The organism is Vibrio sp. Vb0667, assembly GCF_033391095.1.
Window position 1 is genome coordinate 15,680 of sequence record NZ_JAWPOL010000015.1, and the last position, 19,546, is coordinate 35,225.

The window sequence follows — 19,546 nt, forward strand, 5'->3', positions numbered from 1 at the left end:
TATGTTGGCACCAACGGAATTAAGCATCGTCCGATTCAAGCGCTTCCAGTACCCATTGTTCTACGGAACTGCGAGACTCTAGCATGCTCTCTGTTACTTCCATTTCGTGCGGCACATAATCTACCAATTGAGAAAAGCAGTATGTATCCCAACGGTCAGGTGATGGGATGTTCATTTTCTCTTTCATCATAGGTTTTGGCATCATTACCCATTGGCCTGACTCGTTGATTGCACAAGGTATTTTACTGCCTTGTTCTGCCGTCTTGACGTTCTTATCTATCTGCATGCGGCCTTGGTTTATCGCATCCCGAGCCATAACATTGGCATACGCACGCTGGTTAAAGAAACGCTGCTTGTCGCTGGTGGAGTGCATCTTCTTACCCCAACGAATGCGCTGTACGCGCCGTCCGTAGCGTTCTAAGCAAGTCGCCGTGTCATAACCTACACCGTCACTATCCACTGCTATCGTGATGTTTGGGTACAAGTCCTCACTACACTCTGCATGGATAATGTCAGCGAACCGAACCGGATCGACCGTGCTTGGTTGTTCAAGCAATTTCACGCTCTTAACGATGCGCTCCATGCGTTGACCCCAAACCTTGCAGATATTGAGTATCGAGCGGTCACGACCATTACCCACGTCCACCAGCGCAGCCCAACCCCAACCATCGGGCATATCGAGATTGAGCCTTGCGCTTTTGTCCAGTGCATCCCGACTAAGCAGCATGCCAGCAATGGAACTTGGGAACTCCCCACGTACTTTAATCAGGTATTCCGGTGCCTCTCGACCGCCATACTCCAATCGCTTATCGAGGATAAATTCCACGGTTACGAACGGCGATTCCTCGGAGTTAAGCCGGATGGCTCGCCATCGACCACTAGGCTCGGCTAATCGGTGATGCGTATCGTAGAAATAGCCGCTAGGGCGCGTTGGCTGGCTCAATAGCAGCATTCGGTTATCTTTCTCGGTCAATGCACCCGCTAACACACCAAAAGCCTTGTCAGAGACGCCTGACGCCTCATCGACAATGACAAACAAGTGTTTAGCGTGTTCACCCGCTAGCGCTTCCTCGTTACCAATACGGCACGATTTAGCACTGGTTTGCCAGATACCTTTTGCTGAGTTTTCAAAAAAGGCTGTCTCGGTAATGGTGAAGTATTGCTGTAACCAACCATGCTTTTGTAAGAGCGTGTTCCAGTTGGATTTTAGGTACTTCCATACACCGATTTGTACCTGTCTCGCGTTGTTCGCCACCAGCACAACACGCGCATTGGGGAAGCAGAGCATGAAAGCAATGATCATGATACTGGTCATGTCTGACTTGCCTGTACCGTGGCCAGAGCTGACAGTCGTTCGCGCACCAATACGCTGAGCACTATCAATGATTTTGCGCTGCTGCCAGCTCGGCTTCTTACCGACTAGCTCAACAGCGAGGCGTTTCCAGTCATAGCGATACCGCTTAACTAGGGCAGGGTAACGGGGATCTTGTGTTACGCTCTTTATTCGTCTAGCCACCAAGTACCTCGAAGCTGTCTACATCGTCAAACCCCGACACTCCCTCGTTATCGAGGTCATCATAGGCTTGCTCTTTAGCGGCTTCGTTTTGTATTTGGGATGGGGATAGGGTAGGTTCTACGCCGTTCTCTAGGTCTTCGGCTTCTTTGATTCGTCGGTTTACTTCTTCTTTGCGCGCAGGTAGCCAGTTATCTTGCTGCTCAATCTGCTCTAACGTGTAGTCATCAAACAGTTCATCCAGCTCTTGCTCACTGATACCAGTGTCGTCTACTTCTGGCTCTAGGTTCGCTAGTTCAACCTTAGCTTCATGCAATAGCGTTGCTGGTGGACGTGCGCCTAACTTCTCGATTTGCTGACACGTCTCTAAGGCTGTCCAGTTGTTCTTAGTGCGCAGAGAAAGCATTTCTATTACTAGGCTGGTTTCTTCCGCTGGCAGTAAGTGTGGCATCATCAATTCAGCGTATTCCTGTTTACGCAAATCGATGTAGCGCTTGGCCTCTTGTTTGGCCATCGTGGAAATACTTAATTCCAGTTCACGCAATCTGGTGCCATAGCCAAAGATGAGACGGTCACGCATGGCGTTTATGTCTACTGGCTGGTTTTCGTCATCGAGCGGAATGTCTCCGCTTTCTTCCATTTCATCGATCTCTTTAAGGCGTTTAGCTAACGTCTCATTCATTCGGTAATACTGCGAACGGGCAATAATCAGTTCGTTGCAAACCGAAAGCGGATCGGTATCCATGAGAATATCCATGATTTCGCCAGTAATACCCGCACTACGGGCATAACCACCATGCACAACAGGGCGACCCACTTGAGCACTGGAATACTGCGAAAGTCCCTCAACTGATCGCGGCTTGCGCAGTGATCCAATACCCCCTGTTTTCGCGCGATCGCCTTGCGCACTTTGCGCTTGCGCAGTTGCCCCCGCTTCTTTGGACTTTGATTTATCAGCCCTTTTTTTCTTCTTGTCGTTTTTCGCTTCTTGAAATTTCGCTAATTGCTCATCGTAAAGATCAAATAATCGATCAAACTCGGGCAGCGATCGCATGGAATTAAACTGGCGGCGCAATGTCGCACCGTTCACCCCTTTATCTTTCGCAAAAGCGGCCATCGTGAGCGTTGGGTTTTGAGCGCCACGCACGAGAAATTCTTTCAAAAGGGAATGCCAGTCATTGCCCTGACTGGTCTTTTTCGCTTTGATTTTTGGCATAACGGACGGTTGGAACTTGCCGCCCGTTTTGGCTGGCCGTTTTATATATCGCTTAGCGGTGCCGTACTTCAATCCGTTGGCTTCGCAATACTCGGCCAGCGTCAAAGTCGGCTGCTTCTCTAACTGCTCCCAAAACTGCTGTTGGTGAGCCTGATAGTCAATCTTGCCGGACACGGTTAAACCCCATTCATTTTGTTACGTTCGGAATAATACAGAGTTTAAACAGGTAACAACAATACGAACGAGGTCAGTTAAAACAATCATTTGATTGTCAATAAGGTTTTAAAGACAAAATTTGATAACGCGACATTAAATAGTGTTTACAGTAACGATTTTCTGCATATAATCATGGCCAGCTAGTGAGTAACGCTACTCATGTACAATTGATTCTGCGGCACGATATAGTAATTGGCTGCGTTATCTCACTAGCCACCTTTCCCCCATACCCAAGACAACGCGCTACGTGACGAAAGGAATACCCCTTGAAAGCACCCGAGCGCATCAAATTCAGACACAAAGCCAAAACCAAAGCACGACAAGCCATGTTTAGAACCCGCCAACGGGAAAAGGGATTAGCGCTACTTCAAGTGCGAATTTCACACCTTGCTCACGCAAAAGCATGCGAACAATGTGAACAGAACGGGATTACCCTGACCGAGCTGTATCAGTTGGCCATCAACAACACCGATCCAAACCAACTACCAGAAAAGCACCCCGAAGTAATCGAGGGCGACCTAGTAGGGACACGCCAAATCAGTCCTTGGATTGACCCCGAAGTGGCAAAGACGTTTGAGAAATTGGCCACCAACTACCGCAATCGAACCATAGCGATGAGTGCTATCGTCTATGCCTATTGCGCTCGATGCGAAGCTGAATGAACCGAACTGGACACGCTTGGGGCGCACTGTGCTTTGCGCCCGTTCCTCTCGCCTTAATGGCAGACACAACACCACTGCATTCAATCCTGGCATTTCTTGGTTGCTTAAGCGGTTCGAGCGCACCGGACTGGCTTGAATTTGACAGAATCCCGCACCGAACTTACACCCACATCCTTTCAATATGGCTCGCTGTAACGGCTTATGGCTATCATTTGGCAATAGGGGATACATTCGTACTCATTGAGGCGTTAAAAGCCACCAGCACGATTCTAGGTGCAATTCTGTGTGGATTTGGATGCGGTTGTATTTCGCATTGGCTTGGGGATGTGCTAAACCGCCAGCCAGTGCCGATTTTTACCCCATTTGATAGGTACTGTTTGAATCTATTCGCTTCGGGGAGCCACCAGCGAATCACATGCGTATTCATTTTCTCGGTAGCATGTATTTTAGTTGGCTTTTTACGGCCTTTGTCATTCCGAATAGACTTGCTGAAAATGACGTTTTTGACATAAAAAAGGCCACGTTTTACCGTGGCCTTTTGATTTTGAGGAGTTGTCAATAACAGGTAATTCAATAACCAATCAATTGGCCATCTATATTTTGGAGTATCCACGTCCATTTTCTTGCGAGCGAGGTAAATATAGGACACTCAAAACGCCTTTTCAATAGGTTGAAACGCGACATATAAAAAAAGAGCCAGTATTTCTACCAGCTCTTTAACTCTCTTTTGCAAACCTTCTTTGAATCACTCGCCGAAGCTGTACGCTTCACACGAAAACAAGGCAATTATATTGATACTTACCTCGAAAAATCAAGAAAAAAGCGCCAATGGAATAACCAAAGGCGCTTGAGCACAGTTGTCTAAGATTTTTAAAGGAAAACACGGTCGTCACAATGGCAACTATGTAACTCGCGTATGAATAAATTTAGCTGTTCGGAATTATCAGTTCAAGTATTTTTTCGCTTTCAGTTTGCTTTAGATGATTGTTTGTCTCGTGAATCATCTTGCGTAGGGCGTTATCCAGCTCTTTGGTGTACAGCTTATCCTTGGCCAGCTCTCGCTTAAGGATGCGATCGTGTTTGCGATACCAGAATAGTTCGTGAACTTTTCTCATAGTGCCTACTCTCATAGGCGTTCTTTGGTAGGGGATAGATAGAACAAAGGGCTGACCCTCTTTCGAAGATCAACCCTTTGCCCTCTTTGGGAGCCTGTAGGTTTTACCCTACAACGCTTGCACAACCTTATTAAACAAGCGCACCGTATAGGAAGTCGTATCCGTCACTGTCCTATGGAAACAATACTAAACTCATTCCGAACACATCACAATATAAGTTTGTATTTCATTTTGTGACTTTTACCCATTTAAAGATTTTTTCTGTCGCTTTTTGCTGGTGGCTTTCTTGAGCGTTTCATAGTAGCCAATCTTTATCAAAAACAAGTACCAGAGCGCATTAAAAGTCGTGATTTGCCTAAACTGTAGGTCAGCAAACCAGAATCGCTTTTTCAGATGCTTGATGGCCATGTAGGCTAACCATTGATGTTTGAATCTAAGCACCGTCACTAGGCGAGCTTTCTTCACCTTAAGCGTGAATACATAGGCTCTTGTCTTTCCTGTCTTACTCATTGCTTGCTTTCCCCTCTAACTGGTATCGAAGCGGAGCAGTGAGCCATCCCCAACGTTTATGTCGCCATATGTCGCTAATCGTGGACTGGTGTACGCCGTATTCCTCGGCTAACGTGTGTTGGCATACCTGTTTAGTGAATAACAGCTCATAGATGCGTAGAACTTCACTAGGGGATAACTTGGATGCGCAGTTCTTTCCTCGGCGGTCTACGTTGTCCTTTACGGCCTTTTCAGCGGGTACACCAGCCTTAAGGCGTCTTAGCACTCTGCGGTAACTGGTATCGGTAGCGGCGCATAGCTGTCTTGCGGTCATTACCTTGCCTTGGTAGGTCACAAGGTGCTTGGTAGCCTCGGCCAGTAGTTCCTCTCCGGTTCGTAGTCCTTTGTGATACGCGCGATAGAGGGAGGTCATTGGATAGCCAGTTAACTGAGCGAGACGGTACACGCTCATTGGTTGACCCTGATATTGAATACTCATAGCGGCTCACTCCCTTAAGCCACTTTTGCGATTTGCTCATAGATACCAGTAAGGTGCGTTCTGCCTACCTTACGGTTAAAGCGCATGGATGGTGTTTGTAGACCTTTCTCGGTAAAGAGCACTAAGGCACTGCCGAAGTTCACGCCTTGCTTTTTGGTGTGTCCGTCTGTCTCATAGAACGGGTAACGGCCATCCGGCTTGTAAATCATCGTGGCGTAGCCCTCAACCAAGTCCAGCCACCACGTTGTGAGTTCTTCATGTGGTAACAGCATCATGCCGTCACGGCCTTTTCTGGCTTGTTCTAGCGCCTTTTCCAGAAACTCAAACTTAAGGTCGAACGGAGGATTGCACCACCAGCCATCTTCCCATTCGCCTTGTAGGCCATCGAACCCAACACAAACAGGGTTTAGAAGCTGAGCTGCTTTGTGTTTTGGTTTAAGGCTTGGGAATCCACTCGGCTGTTCGTTAATCCAGTCAGGAGCCACGTAGAAGCGGTTTACCTTGGCGGTTTGTGGCTCGGCGGCCACGTCTAAAACAAACTCTTTTCCGGTATCACGTCGAAAGAGGAATTGAGCATCAAAGAAACAGTCCCAACGAGTCGCCCATTTGTTCTTTGCGCCCTCGACGGTTTTACTTTTGACTAGGTGCGCCATTCTCTGACTTCTCCCCACTCTTGGCCGCTACCGTAATGCGCTCGATACGTTCTGCGTCCAAATCAATCTTCACTCGCTCTATCTTTGGATAGACCACCAATCCATAAAAGCTGTATGTGCCAATACCGACAACAGCCACCAGCGCTAACACAATGGTTATGGCCAGTAGTCGAACAGAGCCGATAAAGACACGTAGCCCAATTGCCTTGCTATCATTCATGGACGCGTACCATGCCCTTGTAAGCAGAGAACAATACGCTGTGCTCGGTTTTGACACCTAAGCGCTCTTTCGTCGCCGGATTAATGGTTGTGCGTTCACGCTCTATGTGACGGAAACGGCCAAAGCCTCGAATTTGCACCTCACGGCCTTTCGCAATCTCAACCAGAATGTGATTGATCATTGCGTCCAGACAATCGCCCACCAGCTCTGCATCATCACCAGTAAGCTTTAAGCCAAGGCGTTTAGAAATGTTTCTTTCAATGTCAGTTCGGTTTAAGCGTGTGCTCATTAATGTGCCCCCTTGATCTCGTTTACCTTGTTTGCCAGCTCATCGCGGAATACATCCGATGCACTAAAAGTCAGCTTGTCTCGCGCAGCTACAATCGCTGGTGTTCCCGTTTTTGGATTACGGCCAGCTCGGGCTTTCTTAAGGCGAGGTGCGAACGTACCGAAACCACTAAGCAATACAGCATTGCCCTCAATCATGGTTTGAGTTGAGATTTCTTCGATAAAGGCATCAAAAACCAGCTCGCATTCTTCACGTAATGCGCCCGTTTCTTTTTTCATTGCTGAGATCAGTTCGTGCTTACCTACGGCTTTTTGTTTAGACACGCTAAGTCCTCTTGAATATCTTTCAGATAAATTCCGTGCTGTTGGCCTAGAAGATTAATGGCGTAAAGAACCAGTTCTTCTCGACTGCTACAGCCAAGTTCTATTTGGAGTCGCCTAATTTGCTCTCGTTGTGTCGCGCTGGCGCGATAGTATTGACGTTTAATGTCGAACCTAGCCATTTTGGCCAGATGACGATTCCAGCGCTGTTGAGGCGTCAAGGCGTCTTTTTTGGGTTTACGTCCTGCCATGCGACGATTATAACCATTCCGAACACGCCGTAAATATTCCGAACACGATTTCTGTTTTTAATACAAAAAAATACCGCCCATATAGGCGGTATTTGTGGAAAGATGATCAAGGATTGGCGTTAAGCTCGTTTGAACTCCGAAAAGTGGCTGCGCATGCCATCACGAACTTTGAGAGGCGTTTTGCGCAGCTTGGCGCGTGTCGCTGTGTCGTATAAGTATTGTTCCCATTCCCAATAGGACATATCACGTAGTCGGCCTACTGGCTCACCAACACTATTCATGAATATGTAGGTGTTCTTGGCTTGGCCGTTCGGGATTGAGTTGCCATTACCATCCAATATCTCAAAGACACCTCTCGCACCGACAAACGTCACGGTCAGACCATATTGCGCCGCTGTAGCATCAATCATTGCGCTAGTGAGGTAAACATTCTCGCCAAAGATTTTAGTACGGAGGATTTCACGACGATATTTCTTAATGTCTCGAACCCATTCAAAGATAACGCAGCGAGTATGTGGCGTTCGGATGTTGGTTTTTACTTTGATTAGACCAGCATCGAATAGCATTCTAATGACTCGATAGTTGATCTTCTCTCTTGGTGCAATTGTGTCGCCAGTAGCATCGTAGTCACAAATATGACCACCAGTAAGCCAGCGATACGCTTGAGCGCTACCAAATTCCCCTGCGGGAGCATAGCTTAGCAACAACTTGTCATAGTAAAGGTAATCGCATAGGAAGTTACGGACTACCTTTGTTGCTTCTAACACGTCTAAATCAACTGGCTTTTGGCCAATGCTGTGATATTCACTCGCTAACATGAGATAACTAAGCCCTTTTTATATACTTATGCGGCTAGTCTAGTTTTGTTATCAAATGTTGGCAATTGGAGATAGCTATTAATTTGACAAATGCACTCATCAAACCCCTTGGCCACAACCACGTAATACCCTAGATTTTGGAACATTTTTATCTTTTCCTGTTGTTCCTTACTTGGGCGACCTTTTTCCGTTTTTACCTCCAAAAAGAACCCGTGATACACCCCTCTCGGGATAGGAAAAAATATATCTGGCACACCTTTCTTTTGTCCCTCATAGCTCATCATCGAAGCCGCTTTAGGTGTTCGATAGCCACCGTTCGGGATTGAGAAAACCAGTGGGTAAATGTCCTTGTACTGCGTCTCTAACGTGTAGAACAAACGCACCTGTAACCAGTGTTCGGCCAGTTTCGTGTCGTTAAACTCTTTCGGGCGCTTAATCCCTTGTGCAAGGCGCGTTTTGTGTGGTGAATCCAGTTCCACTTTCTTCTGTGTTGCAGCGCGCGCAACGTCATTGTCTTTCTCAAGAATACGGATAAGCCAAGCTGGTAGTTCCGACTTATCCACCAGCGCGGTATTAGGGACGTTTATCGATACCGGATTGATGATGTGATTAACAGAACGGTTAATCTCGTTAAGTGCTGCATCGATATTGAAGTCGCCACCGTGGCCAGCTTTCAGGCCTTTGCTTTTCCACTTCTTGCGCTTAGCGACTTGGTTTGCGAGGAAAGAGTGATCGAATCGTGGTGCCTTGGCCATAACTAGATAAGCCCTTGTGTTACTAAAATCTCTTGTTCCTTACGGCGGTTAAAGTAGGCAAATACCTCGTCCTTGGTGAATTGCTTAGCTACCACTTTGCGGCAGCCACCTTGCGAGAAAACACGCTTAGCAATGTCCTCAGATAGCGTCCAACAAAGTGCGGTTTCGATTTCGGATTCGTCATTGATAGCTCGGTAGGCCGTGATCACCTTGGGTAGCTTGGCGAACGCCTTGCGCTCTGACGATTTCATCACCTTGTGCTTGTTGCGTCTCGGGCACGTCAACAGGGACGACCACACACATTGATGTTGGTGCGAGCCTTGCGCTTTCCATAGCGTTCCTAGCGTGTCCCAATAGGTTGAGTCGTCTTGGATAGCTGGCGCACTGCGAACAAAGAAATCGAGCTGATAACACTCAGGAATGGATAACAAACGGGAAATGATATTGGAGTCGTTAACGTTAGCCACTTTGTACCTCTTTTTTGCCGCCTCACACTGCTTGGCAAGGCGGCCTAACGTTATGATCTTTCGATTAGTGTATTGTGCTTATTTCGGGGTTATGTACTTTGCGAGCTTTTGAGCGCATCGATTCCAGCACCATCGCTATCAGCTCAATTGGGGATGGCTGCCCCTCAAGGCTTGCGTTTTTCGATTTTAAAATGTCATTTTCAGCTCTTAGCACCTTGGCCACTTGCTTGTTACATTGATTGGCCAGCTCGCTAGCAATGTTTCCCATTTGTTGACGCGCATCCTCACGGCTCTCACAAGGCTTACTCAATACTTCGGAGCACTTTTGAGAGAATGTCATCAAACGCTCGTCAGCCAATACACTATTAAAGAGCTTTGGAAAGCTCTTAAGCACCGAATCTGGCGCACCCGACATTCGTTCATCAAGCTTGCGCCTCATCGATTCACGAACATTTCTTAAATGGTCAAAATAAAAACTTGGACTTAAGTGAACACGCTTGTTTTCCTCGTCAAATTTAAAAGACAGCCCTTTAACAAGTCTTGTTCCGCAATGTTGCTCAGTCATTGTTTTACTCACTCTTAAAAAATACGTGTTTATACTCAGGTTTGATTGGTTGTAAGCCCTCTACAGACTCCACTCGGTCGCACTCTCGAAAGAACGACAAGATAGGGCAATACGATGAATTGATGCCTCTCGTTACCTTGCACACCTCTTGGAATACCAAGGCGCTCTCATACTGCTCTGTCGAGCAAGCCGTAAAGAACATCGGATTGACCACCAGCGAGCCGCTAGAATCGGTTTGTGCCGCAGAACTGTTAGCAACAATCATTGGCACGGTCATCATTAAAGCAGCATTCGCCGCCGTGCTTGTTGTGCTGGTGGATGCTTTGATTGGCGTTGCCGGACGAACAGGCGCAGGAGCAACACGAACTGGCATAGGTGCAACTCGAACAGGGGTTACTACTGGCGCTGAATGCGCTTGAAAAGCGGCCAGCAAGGCCGCCGCTAGTGTAAATTTTCTCAGCATCAGTGAATAGTCTCCCCGTCAGCTACAACTCGTTGAACGTTCTTAACTTCTACGGTTGAATCCGGCTTGGTTTCCACTTTCAGCATGTCAAGCATATCCATAACAAGGCTAAGCATCTGCTTAGTTTCTTCTGACGTACCACCAGGGCGATCATCTGCCGATTTAATGTTGTCTTTGAGCTCGTTCGTCAGGTAATCGCAAGCTTGTTGAGATAGGTTCGTTAACACCAAAGGCAAGTGCATTTCGGGATCAAATTCTTCCTCCCCCTTGTACACATATTCCAATTCATTAGCGGCACTCATCGCCAATTGGAATAGCTTGCTGTCCATAAGTAGCGTTTCAGCAATCTTGGTCGCCACTCCCACGACTACTTGAGGCGGTACTGCATCTTTGTCGTTCTCGTCATACTCGTACACCTTGCTTACGTGCATTGGAATTGCTTGAAGAACCACATCACGCACAGCGCGGTAATGGTCGTAATAATAGGGAGCCATCAAAACCACTCCGCCTGTTTCGGGATTAAAACCGACCATCATTGTGTTAACTTCGCAGGATGTTTCGAACTGTTCTTGAGTGTTCATGCTCATGCCTCTCGCTTTCTGGCTTAAACAATTTATTAGGGGTAGGAAAAGCAAGGGAGCGTATCCCTTGCGGGTTTAAATTCATCTCAGTATTTGTGGCTTTGGTGCGCCAAGTGTGGGTATTCCTTTTCCAGCATGTACCCTTTGCTGCATTTCTCGCATCGATGCGCAAACTCATTATCGACGCGCACCTTACCTAATCGAACTACATTGCCTTTACACTGCTCGTCATCGCATTGGTACGTCACTAGCACGGCTGAAAATGGCTTGTATGTCTCGCTCACTTACGCTTACCTCGTTTCTGGTTACGTTTAGGCTTGCTTGGTTTCTTTGGTGAATCTGGAATACGGCCACCAGCGGAATGCAGCGCGTACTCTGTATTGAATCGTTTGTTGATGCGCTTAATTAGGCTTACGCTGCGTGGTGCAAGCTCTTTCGCAAGTTCAATGTGTGTTAGCGCTCGGTTTAGCTCATGTTGAGGCACGTAATCACTTAAGCGCTGCGCAATCTCTACTAGGTTCACTTGGGTACACCAATCCAAATCGAGGACTTTGGCCACACTCACGACTTTCTTTGTGCGCTTAACTGCACGGTCTAAAGCTCGCTCAATTTGGTCTACTGGCACTTGCTTAGCGGCCTCGGTAAATTCTTCCCAATACTCTTGTGGCAGTACGCACGATTCGTGTAGCAGCTTAGACATACATAGGGAACCATCTTCACCAATGTAAGCCGTGTGGCCAGCTCCGGTATGCGTGTTCATTAGGTAAATCAGACCAAAACGCTGATCCGGTTTGCCTAGACCCTCTTGAGGCTGAATCGCTGTCGCCTTGCAAAGCATGTAGGCTTGCCAGTTACCGCCTTTCCAAACGGATTTAAGATCGTGGTATTGAACCGCTTCACCTAGATATAGGTTGTCGTTGCGCAGTTCTTCGTTTTCGTGAGCAATGATCGCTGCGTAGGCCAACACCTCATCAATGTTGTGCATCACGTAGTGATAGTTCTCGTCAGCGTTCTTCAATCCCTCGCTCATGCTGTTGATTTGCTCGGTTTGAGTCGCCACCAGCTCACTTAGCATTTCGATGTGCTCTTTGCTCTTGGTGAGCTCTGATTCAGTGGCCTTGTATGCCTCATCCAATGTCGCGTTCTTAGCGGCGGTTGCTTTGCGTTTATCCTCGGCAATGCGTAGTTGCTCTTGAACACTCTCAAGTTGCTGATTAAGCGATTCCAGTTCACCAGATGATGCCACTTGGTTAGCCAATGCAGCGGCTACCTTGTTCTCCACCAGCTTAGGAATGCCGTCCAGTTCTTGTTGAGCGTGACGCAACTCAGTGGTAAGGCGTTTGATCTCTGCTTCTAGGCGTTGGTTGTCCTTACCTAGACGCTCGTTTTCTTCGCGTAGCTCGGCTGCGATCTGCTCGGCCTCATTACGCTTTTTACGCATCACCTCAGTACCAGCCATTGCGCGGTCACGCGCTGCAAGGATTTCGGTACGTTCATCAAGCATTGCCTGATATTTTTGCTTTAGCGCCTCGTCGGCCTTGGCCGTGCGTTGGGATAGTTTGAATTGCAAGTCATCGATGATGTGCTGCATCAAACCAACAAGCGGGATCTCAAATTCTTTGATTTCAATTGGCGAATTTTCAGGAAGTCCCCACGGAAGCTCTACAGTAAAAACATCGCTCATAGGAAAATTTCTCTACTACTCAAAAATTGGGATAAGGGAATAGGGTTAAAGTTTGCTTATTCTTGGTTAGCAAAGCGCTCAAGGCGTTCTTCTAAGTCATCCAGCCAAACCAGTATTTCGCTACCTTTGTGAACGTAGTCGAGATCACTTTCTTGGATTAGATTGGCCACCTCTCGCGAACACCCGTTTACCTCTGCCGCGATTGCGCGGTTACTGAAATAGAAAGCATTCGGTGTGTCAGTAAAGTCCGTTTCGCCTGTCGCTTCGCGCATTTCCATAAGCGCTTTAGTGGTCATTCGACGCAGTACAATCAGTAAGTCGTCTTGAGTTGCTAACGCTAAATTTTGTTTACTCATGGTTTAAGCCGCCACGTAACTCAACATCTTGTAATGACGGAACTCGTTCTGGAACGGCATGTCATCGTCAAAGTCCATTGGTGGCTCGCCGTATTGCTGTTGAGATTGATCCCAACCACCCTGTTGCTGTGGTGAATGCTGTGGTTGTTGAGGTTGACCCCAACCGCCTTGTTGTTGCTGGCCACCAGCTCGGTTATTGCCAAGCATTTGCATCACGCCATTAAAGCCTTGAACTACTACCTCTGTGCTGTAACGGTCTTGGCCTTGCTGGTCTTTCCATTTGCGAGTCTGCAATTGACCCTCGATGTAAACTTGTGACCCTTTGCGTAGGAACTCCCCCGCCACTTCGGCCAACTTGCCGAACAACACCACTCGATGCCACTCGGTTTTTTCTCGGTTCTCGCCTGACGCTTTATCGCGCCAAGTTTCGGATGTAGCGACCGTGATATTCGCTACTGCGCCGCCATTTGGTAGGTATCGGATTTCGGGATCTGACCCCAAGTTACCAACCAGAATGACCTTGTTAATGCCTCTTGAAGCCATTCGTTATTCTCCGGTATCTCTCTTTACCGCTTCGTCTCTGTTAGAAATCGCATCACCAAAGAACAAATAACCCACGTCTGTACTTGTGTAGACCGCTATCAGTTCTAGGTTTTGCACCCTTGGGTTCACTTCGCCATTCTCGATTTTTCGATAAGTGTCTGGTGATAACCCGATTAACCTGCTCATTTCGAGTATGGTTAAATCTGCATGCCGTCTCGCTCGCTTGATTCGCGCTGCACGTTGCTGTCGATATTCAAGCGATTGGATTCGAGCGGCCTGTTTAGTCTTTGCGTCTCGCATTTTCATAGAAGCTCTCCACTTCACTTGCTAGTCGTTCTTCCTCGGTTGTGGTCGCCTTAATCAAGGCAACGCGATATTCATGTAACCGATTCTTTGACCAATCGAGGCAGAGCTTTTGCCACTTGATAACGGCAACCGGATCGGAAAGGTCGTAACCCGTCCCAAAACAGCTACAGCACTCCCACTTGCTAAATAACGACTTGGTGTAACCAGTGCCATTGCAAGTCGGGCAGCGATCCGGCTTGTCATCCAATGTCACATCGGCATCTTGTAACCGGTTCGCCAGAGCTTCGCGTTCGTCCGTAAGCTCTATGCCCTCGAATGTATCCAGGATTGATGGTGAGCTTTTGTCTCGCTCTCTTTGCCGTTGTTCCAGTTGAGATCGCTTAATTTCAGAAATTTCCTCACTCATCTTTCATTCCGAACACATCAATTTTATGCGGAGTATAAACCCACTTAAAAAACAATGCAAAAAGTATTGATACAAAAAACGAAACGATGTATTTTTGTCTCAGCAAACAGGCAAACAGACTCATATGAGGAATCAGCAAATGTCAGAGAACAACAGCAAAAAAGTTCACGACCAAATCCAAGCAGACGTTAAAGAGTACATGACCAACACCTCGAACAGCGTCTTAGACTTCGCTTTGGCCAATGCAATTAAGAGCGGTCAGAACAACCTATATGACTTGTGTAAAAAGTGGAAAATCCCAGTAGATAAGCTACTTAGCAAGATAAACACTTCTCTTTTCAAAGTGGATGATGATAAAATCCACCTCGCATAGACGGATACGTTTAGCTATCGGGATAAGAGTAATGAAAAGCTTCGGGGAAACTCGAAGCTTTTTTTCGCTTCAATACTTAATCCGAACGTTCAAGAATTTAAGGCATAAAAAAAGCACCTACTCATAGAGCAAAAGCTTATCGTTCGGAAACCCATTAAAACATCCACCAGCAACAAAAATAAACAAAAACCAACAAAATTAAACAACAACACTGTCGCTTTATAAAAGAAAAATAGAAATTAGAAAGCATCAATCGCGAAAGATAGTTTGAACTGATTCATCAAGAAACCTCGTCCGTAAGGTTCTGTTAGCACGCATTCCATTTAAAATCGCGGTATAGTGAAAAATAAACGCCTTATGTGATACCGGATCGTTTAGCGTCTTATCACCGTCAAATAGTTGTGTTTAATGCTGCTAACGGATAACTTGATGAGAGCCCAAGCTGAGCAACTGAATAGATAATGACCAAATTTGTCTTATGGGACGAGATGATTTCCGGTTTAAATTTAAGGTGTTATATAATCGGCCTAGTTTGAGTATGACGGAGCTATATACACAACGTCGAATCTTTATAGACAAACACAAAGACGTTCATTAACCTCGGTGATGTACAGAAAGCAAACAAACACAAAGCCATCTCAGGGCTATTTTTTACGAGATGCAATAGAATGAATCCATTCGCGGCAAAGAAGGTTTTATACCATTTCGCCGTTTGCAAAATGGGCTAAGAGTCTGAAATACTAAGTTCAGCAAGGATTGGAACAAAACGTTCCCCCACAACCATTGCTGGTGTGAAGAATATAAAAAAAGGCTGGATTCGAAGAACCCAACCTTTAATTAATTAGGAGGTAATTATGTAATCACCAACCAAGCTCGAAGCAGCTAGAAAGCTTCACTTCGTGCATGCGGGTAAACGATGGCGGCCACCATCAAAAACCCTTGTGCGTTGTCTTTAACCATAAGCCTTTGGAGAGGTAGATATGGTCAAGTTAGTTGATCTCTTGATTGCTTTAATCAAGTTAGTCACAGCCATAGTGCAAGCACTATTCGGCTAGACAACGTTGTCGCTCTAGAAGTACATTGTTGCTTCTAGAGCACACTTACAACTATCCAATAATTAATATTTCCTGTCAATTCGTGTTTTTGTCAAGAACTCACACAAATGCGGTCGTTATTCGTTGTAGCATGCCGTTGTCTATAGCTAGGATCATTAACTCATCCAAACAACAAAAACTTGTTGTGTATGTGGGAAACTGTGTAAATCTTTGATTTTCCAGTTATCCACATACGCTATAAAGATCTATATTTAACTATATCAATCTATGAGAACTATAGAACTATAAGATCTATAGGAACCGTAACGTATTGATTTAAATTGGTTTTAACTCGTTTAAAGATCTTTTTTTAGGTCTTTAAGTAACAAGATCTAGGTTTAATTGATCATTTATTAGGTGTTTGTGATCTTCTTACAGGCTTTAGTGCTACATAATCTAGGTGAAAGTGATCATATATCAGGTGATTGGATAACAGGTTTTAGGTGTTTCTGTTCTTAAATGACATATTTTAGGTGTGTGAGATGGTTGTATAGGAGTCTTGTCCGGTTTTTTCTACTTTCGAGTCAATGATCACGTCGAATTCCCTCCCATATACCTAAAATGTGTCACATAGCTCATTTCAACCTAGAAAATGTCATCTATCGAGCCCATGACCTAAAACTTGTTAGCTATCAGTAATCGTGTGTATCGGTTAGTTCTGAAAGGGTATCTATCTTTTCCATTAACGACTCTAATTCATGCATTCCATCATCATGCTTTTGTTGCTCTTTTTCTGAGTGTCGCTTTGACAAGCTAGCTTCAACTTTAAGAGCGTGGTCTTCTTTACCCACATAGCGGTACGCGATGGCAAGTGATTCTAGTTCAGACTCGGTGAGTCTGACTTGGTTTTGAAGCCTTTTCAATTCAAGTTGTCGAATTGTCTTAAGAGCATCGTGTTGATTTAGTTCATCAATTGAACCTAGTTTAACCCACCGGAAGAGAAACTTGATTCCAGTAATGGTTCTACCTTTCTTTACAACCTCAAAACCCTTATCACCTTGGCTGCTTTCTAAAAATAGAAGCTCTTTGCTAATCTGAGGGTGTTCAGAAAGTTCTTTAATGCTTTCCCTGATACAACGTTTCATAAATACGCTGTTGTTTTTGAAGGAACTTTTATCTTTTTTCAGCTTCCCTGATTCGTCCAAAAGCCCAAATATTCCTTTCAGTTCACTAAGCTTTTGCGCATGCATTTCAAAGCCCTTGTCTTTGAAGCGACTAAGCAGTTCGTACAAGCGCTTAGAATACTCCTTTTTCACCTCAAAGAAATTGCGAGTATTAATCAGAGCAAATCCTTGATTATATTCAATATACTCAGGTTTGAGCATATCGTTAGGAACCATCGTAAGTATGCCGTGTTTATAAGCGATATGTTTAAAAAGAGGTCTATAGTCGAATTCAATATCACCTTTCGGGGTTTCCACCTTTATCCCGATTTTTCGACTAGCTAGGCGGTTCGCTACTGGACTTAAGTTGCTACCGATATGTTTAGACTCAACACCTAACCACTCTGATAATTGATGTGAAGTAAACTCATAGTGTGGTGTTTTCTGTTCCCAATCACTTGGTTTCATATGTGCAATCATCAACGCAAACATATCTGCTTCCCTAGCGGATAGATCTTGACGACTAAAGACCAGTTGATGGCCTTTTTTGATATGTTTCGGGAGGTTATCGCTTACCGCAGGGTAGAAATATTCTTCATCACTCATGCAAATGCACATCCATAAATAACAAGATTTAGGTAATTATGACACATTTTAGGTCACGCATGTATAGAAATACTCACATCAAGCAGTGATTACAGATACCTGACTTGTACTCGCCCAACTGCGTCACGATAGTATTCAACTAAGCCTTGAGACTCTTTCTCGGAAATGGTGTTCATGTACTCTGCTAACATGGTGGCTGTATCACGAACCTTGTTCACGCTAGCTTTCACGGCGCTTGCAGCCTTGTTGTGCCAGCTAGCAATTACAAACTTAAGGTATGACATGAACTTAGGCGCTAAAGGCTGTTGGTGCTTGTTGTACAGCTTGATAACACGACGAGCTCCACTAGCTGATAGGCGGCCTTGCTTAGCAGCTAGTTGAAGTTCTTTCACCTCGTTAGCGTCACGTTTGAAGATTTTCAAAAACCAAGAATCAGACGGGATACCGTTATTAATTTTATTTTTACTCTCTGTAGAGAGATCTTTTGTATTTATGCTGCAATTTTTGTTTTTGTCTGATTGCTCGCAAGCCTTGTCAGCACTGGCTTCAAGAGGTTTTTCCACAGAAGCCCCCCCTAAATGCAATTTTTGTCTATTACAAAACTTCTCTGCCGCTTGTAGCGCGTATTTGTATGCACCAGTGAACATGTTTTGGATGCCATCAACGCATAGAGTGATGTGACGTTGACTCTGACCTGTTGCATTGTTTGGCTTTGGCTGGCCATAAGCGATCAGGCCAAGCTCTTTTGCGCTTTTGATGTAGTTATCAATAGTGCGCTTTATGATTGGCTTACAGCCGTAACGGTGACAGTTCTCGTTGTAGGTGCGCGCTAAGGTATCGCTTGAAGCAAAGCAAGTGTGACCATGCTTAAGGATAAAGCTTGAGATAGTTTCTAGTAGGCAAGCAAGCTTACGTTGTGCCAATGGTTTATTGGCTTTGATATTGGAAGCTTGTGTTCTGAATCCTGACTTCCAGTAACGAGGATTCAGCAAAAGAGGTGTAATTTGCATAAAATTCGCTCAAAAAAAAGACGCAAAAATTTGCCACCGATCTCTTTGAACGTTATACTTACACCTGATTCAGTGTTGTGTAAGTAACGCTCGCTGAGATTGATGTTCTAAATCGCTCAAAAACATTCAATCTAAATGAGACTTCTTGGCTGCCAACCTCGTTGTCTCACCTGATTAGGCTTCGGTCTAATTCATTACGGCATAATGACTTTCCTTAAGTTCGTTTGTCGTGACGCTTTAAGTTTGCCGCTTAAAGCTCGATTTGAGTAAGAAAGCCCGCTCGCCAAAGCGGGCTTTTTTATTTTCTGTTGCCCGAAATCGAATCACTTTCTCTCTATCACGGTATCGTCATGATCTAATTACAGAAAAACTCCCCTATTATTGATCGTAAATGGTTGATCAAACAAGTCCCTGTATCAAAGTGATTCCGAACAAGGGGCGTTACCATCTGGCGCTAGAGTTTACCAAAAATTTTATCTATTTAAACTCCTTTTGGACGTGTTAATATTCCGAACACACCTAATTTTGTGGATAACTCTGTGATGAAATTTACTCCCCCACCAAGTGCTGAACAGCAATTAGAAACTCAAGTTAACCAATTAAAACAACAATTTAAGCGCCGACAGTTCCCAAAAAAGAACGCCCCAGCGCTACCGTTGGATTTGTTAGTAACAATCTCAGGTTGCACCTTTGGTTTGCATAGCCAAAAAGACGGCAGACTCGTTCTAAAGGCCGATAAGGCGATTAACTTTGATAAGGGTGTCAATGTGTTGCGCTCAGTGTCGTATATTGCTGGCGCGCGAGATAGCGTATCTATCGCTGGTTGGGACTGGCGACCAACGCACTTCAAGAAAGATAAACTCTACTTGCGTCCTGTCGCGCCTAGTGATTTATAAAATTCCGAATTGGCCACCAGAATTTTCGATTTAATTGAGTGTTTTTTGTACTTAATTACTAATCGCTGGTGGCGCTT

28 protein-coding genes are annotated in these 19,546 nt (G+C 45.4%); 4 read left to right on the forward strand and 24 right to left on the reverse strand.

The genetic code is table 11. From position 1 onward, the window contains the following. Positions 1 to 19: 19 nt before the first annotated feature. Together R8269_RS14580 and R8269_RS14585 are read right to left on the reverse strand one after the other, a co-directional pair. A complete protein-coding gene (locus R8269_RS14580) occupies positions 20 to 1,516 on the reverse strand; it encodes a hypothetical protein (RefSeq protein WP_017634087.1) in 1,497 nt (498 codons plus the stop codon). Beyond that, on the reverse strand, positions 1,509 to 2,903 hold the full coding sequence (locus R8269_RS14585; RefSeq protein ID WP_017634086.1) for a hypothetical protein: 1,395 nt from the start codon (positions 2,901 to 2,903) through the stop codon (positions 1,509 to 1,511). The genes R8269_RS14580 and R8269_RS14585 overlap by 8 nt, the downstream gene beginning before the upstream one ends. A gap of 308 nt (positions 2,904 to 3,211) precedes the next feature. Here R8269_RS14585 and R8269_RS14590 point away from each other — a divergent pair, with 308 nt between their 5' ends. Next, positions 3,212 to 3,607: a hypothetical protein gene (locus R8269_RS14590; RefSeq protein WP_206954353.1), complete on the forward strand. Its 396-nt coding sequence runs from the start codon at positions 3,212 to 3,214 to the stop codon at positions 3,605 to 3,607. Continuing rightward, on the forward strand, positions 3,604 to 4,119 hold the full coding sequence (locus tag R8269_RS14595; RefSeq protein ID WP_206954354.1) for a hypothetical protein: 516 nt from the start codon (positions 3,604 to 3,606) through the stop codon (positions 4,117 to 4,119). Before R8269_RS14590 ends, R8269_RS14595 begins: the two co-directional genes overlap by 4 nt. A 414-nt stretch (positions 4,120 to 4,533) precedes the next feature. On the opposite strand, the gene R8269_RS14600 is transcribed toward R8269_RS14595, so the two are convergent. From R8269_RS14600 to R8269_RS14695, 20 genes are all read right to left on the reverse strand, one after another. After that, complete coding sequence (locus R8269_RS14600; protein ID WP_206954357.1) at positions 4,534 to 4,722, reverse strand: hypothetical protein; 189 nt, start codon at positions 4,720 to 4,722, stop codon at positions 4,534 to 4,536. A gap of 240 nt (positions 4,723 to 4,962) precedes the next feature. After that, positions 4,963 to 5,232: a hypothetical protein gene (locus R8269_RS14605; protein ID WP_206954359.1), complete on the reverse strand. Its 270-nt coding sequence runs from the start codon at positions 5,230 to 5,232 to the stop codon at positions 4,963 to 4,965. Next, positions 5,225 to 5,710 (reverse strand): hypothetical protein, encoded by a 486-nt coding sequence (locus R8269_RS14610; RefSeq protein WP_161607483.1) that lies wholly within the window; start codon positions 5,708 to 5,710, stop codon positions 5,225 to 5,227. Before R8269_RS14610 ends, R8269_RS14605 begins: the two co-directional genes overlap by 8 nt. 14 nt (positions 5,711 to 5,724) lie before the next feature. Further along, on the reverse strand, positions 5,725 to 6,363 hold the full coding sequence (locus tag R8269_RS14615; protein WP_025558929.1) for a DNA N-6-adenine-methyltransferase: 639 nt from the start codon (positions 6,361 to 6,363) through the stop codon (positions 5,725 to 5,727). Further along, positions 6,341 to 6,583, reverse strand: a complete 243-nt coding sequence (locus R8269_RS14620; protein ID WP_017634081.1) for a hypothetical protein — start codon at positions 6,581 to 6,583, stop codon at positions 6,341 to 6,343. The genes R8269_RS14615 and R8269_RS14620 overlap by 23 nt, the downstream gene beginning before the upstream one ends. Beyond that, complete coding sequence (locus tag R8269_RS14625; protein ID WP_158159308.1) at positions 6,576 to 6,872, reverse strand: HU family DNA-binding protein; 297 nt, start codon at positions 6,870 to 6,872, stop codon at positions 6,576 to 6,578. Before R8269_RS14625 ends, R8269_RS14620 begins: the two co-directional genes overlap by 8 nt. After that, positions 6,872 to 7,195 (reverse strand): HU family DNA-binding protein, encoded by a 324-nt coding sequence (locus tag R8269_RS14630; RefSeq protein ID WP_238952810.1) that lies wholly within the window; start codon positions 7,193 to 7,195, stop codon positions 6,872 to 6,874. Before R8269_RS14630 ends, R8269_RS14625 begins: the two co-directional genes overlap by 1 nt. Next, positions 7,174 to 7,443 carry a hypothetical protein gene (locus R8269_RS14635; protein ID WP_169628924.1) on the reverse strand — a complete coding sequence of 90 codons (270 nt, stop codon included), beginning with the start codon at positions 7,441 to 7,443 and terminating at the stop codon, positions 7,174 to 7,176. The genes R8269_RS14630 and R8269_RS14635 overlap by 22 nt, the downstream gene beginning before the upstream one ends. Before the next feature lie 119 nt (positions 7,444 to 7,562). After that, a complete protein-coding gene (locus R8269_RS14640) occupies positions 7,563 to 8,261 on the reverse strand; it encodes a hypothetical protein (protein ID WP_017634077.1) in 699 nt (232 codons plus the stop codon). Between the two features lie 26 nt (positions 8,262 to 8,287). Further along, a complete protein-coding gene (locus R8269_RS14645) occupies positions 8,288 to 9,016 on the reverse strand; it encodes a VRR-NUC domain-containing protein (protein ID WP_206954361.1) in 729 nt (242 codons plus the stop codon). Between the two features lie 2 nt (positions 9,017 to 9,018). Beyond that, positions 9,019 to 9,483 carry a hypothetical protein gene (locus tag R8269_RS14650; RefSeq protein ID WP_238952809.1) on the reverse strand — a complete coding sequence of 155 codons (465 nt, stop codon included), beginning with the start codon at positions 9,481 to 9,483 and terminating at the stop codon, positions 9,019 to 9,021. A 64-nt stretch (positions 9,484 to 9,547) separates the two neighbouring features. Further along, positions 9,548 to 10,048: a hypothetical protein gene (locus R8269_RS14655; RefSeq protein WP_206954363.1), complete on the reverse strand. Its 501-nt coding sequence runs from the start codon at positions 10,046 to 10,048 to the stop codon at positions 9,548 to 9,550. A 4-nt stretch (positions 10,049 to 10,052) separates the two neighbouring features. Further along, positions 10,053 to 10,511: a hypothetical protein gene (locus tag R8269_RS14660; RefSeq protein WP_169628926.1), complete on the reverse strand. Its 459-nt coding sequence runs from the start codon at positions 10,509 to 10,511 to the stop codon at positions 10,053 to 10,055. Further along, a complete protein-coding gene (locus tag R8269_RS14665) occupies positions 10,511 to 11,092 on the reverse strand; it encodes a hypothetical protein (protein ID WP_206954365.1) in 582 nt (193 codons plus the stop codon). The genes R8269_RS14660 and R8269_RS14665 overlap by 1 nt, the downstream gene beginning before the upstream one ends. Positions 11,093 to 11,178: 86 nt before the next feature. Continuing rightward, the gene (locus R8269_RS14670) at positions 11,179 to 11,376 is read right to left on the reverse strand and encodes a hypothetical protein (RefSeq protein ID WP_169628928.1); all 198 of its coding nucleotides are present in this window, start codon (positions 11,374 to 11,376) and stop codon (positions 11,179 to 11,181) included. Further along, on the reverse strand, positions 11,373 to 12,776 hold the full coding sequence (locus R8269_RS14675; RefSeq protein ID WP_206954366.1) for a hypothetical protein: 1,404 nt from the start codon (positions 12,774 to 12,776) through the stop codon (positions 11,373 to 11,375). Before R8269_RS14675 ends, R8269_RS14670 begins: the two co-directional genes overlap by 4 nt. 56 nt (positions 12,777 to 12,832) lie before the next feature. Then, positions 12,833 to 13,132 (reverse strand): hypothetical protein, encoded by a 300-nt coding sequence (locus tag R8269_RS14680; RefSeq protein WP_206954367.1) that lies wholly within the window; start codon positions 13,130 to 13,132, stop codon positions 12,833 to 12,835. A gap of 3 nt (positions 13,133 to 13,135) precedes the next feature. Then, positions 13,136 to 13,675, reverse strand: a complete 540-nt coding sequence (locus R8269_RS14685; protein ID WP_206954368.1) for a single-stranded DNA-binding protein — start codon at positions 13,673 to 13,675, stop codon at positions 13,136 to 13,138. A gap of 3 nt (positions 13,676 to 13,678) precedes the next feature. Next, the gene (locus tag R8269_RS14690; RefSeq protein ID WP_017634072.1) at positions 13,679 to 13,981 is read right to left on the reverse strand and encodes a helix-turn-helix domain-containing protein; all 303 of its coding nucleotides are present in this window, start codon (positions 13,979 to 13,981) and stop codon (positions 13,679 to 13,681) included. After that, on the reverse strand, positions 13,956 to 14,387 hold the full coding sequence (locus tag R8269_RS14695) for a hypothetical protein (protein WP_161441356.1): 432 nt from the start codon (positions 14,385 to 14,387) through the stop codon (positions 13,956 to 13,958). Before R8269_RS14695 ends, R8269_RS14690 begins: the two co-directional genes overlap by 26 nt. Before the next feature lie 139 nt (positions 14,388 to 14,526). On the opposite strand from R8269_RS14695, the gene R8269_RS14700 reads away from it, so the two are divergent. After that, positions 14,527 to 14,760 (forward strand): hypothetical protein, encoded by a 234-nt coding sequence (locus R8269_RS14700; protein WP_206954369.1) that lies wholly within the window; start codon positions 14,527 to 14,529, stop codon positions 14,758 to 14,760. Positions 14,761 to 16,486: 1,726 nt separating this feature from the next. Here the strand turns inward: R8269_RS14700 and R8269_RS14705 are convergent. Together R8269_RS14705 and R8269_RS14710 are read right to left on the reverse strand one after the other, a co-directional pair. Then, positions 16,487 to 17,563, reverse strand: a complete 1,077-nt coding sequence (locus R8269_RS14705; RefSeq protein WP_054577229.1) for a replication initiation protein — start codon at positions 17,561 to 17,563, stop codon at positions 16,487 to 16,489. An 89-nt stretch (positions 17,564 to 17,652) separates the two neighbouring features. After that, on the reverse strand, positions 17,653 to 18,573 hold the full coding sequence (locus R8269_RS14710) for a hypothetical protein (RefSeq protein ID WP_206954370.1): 921 nt from the start codon (positions 18,571 to 18,573) through the stop codon (positions 17,653 to 17,655). Positions 18,574 to 19,115: 542 nt separating this feature from the next. On the opposite strand from R8269_RS14710, the gene R8269_RS14715 reads away from it, so the two are divergent. Then, positions 19,116 to 19,469, forward strand: a complete 354-nt coding sequence (locus R8269_RS14715) for a hypothetical protein (RefSeq protein ID WP_064369748.1) — start codon at positions 19,116 to 19,118, stop codon at positions 19,467 to 19,469. The last annotated feature ends 77 nt before the right edge of the window (positions 19,470 to 19,546 follow it).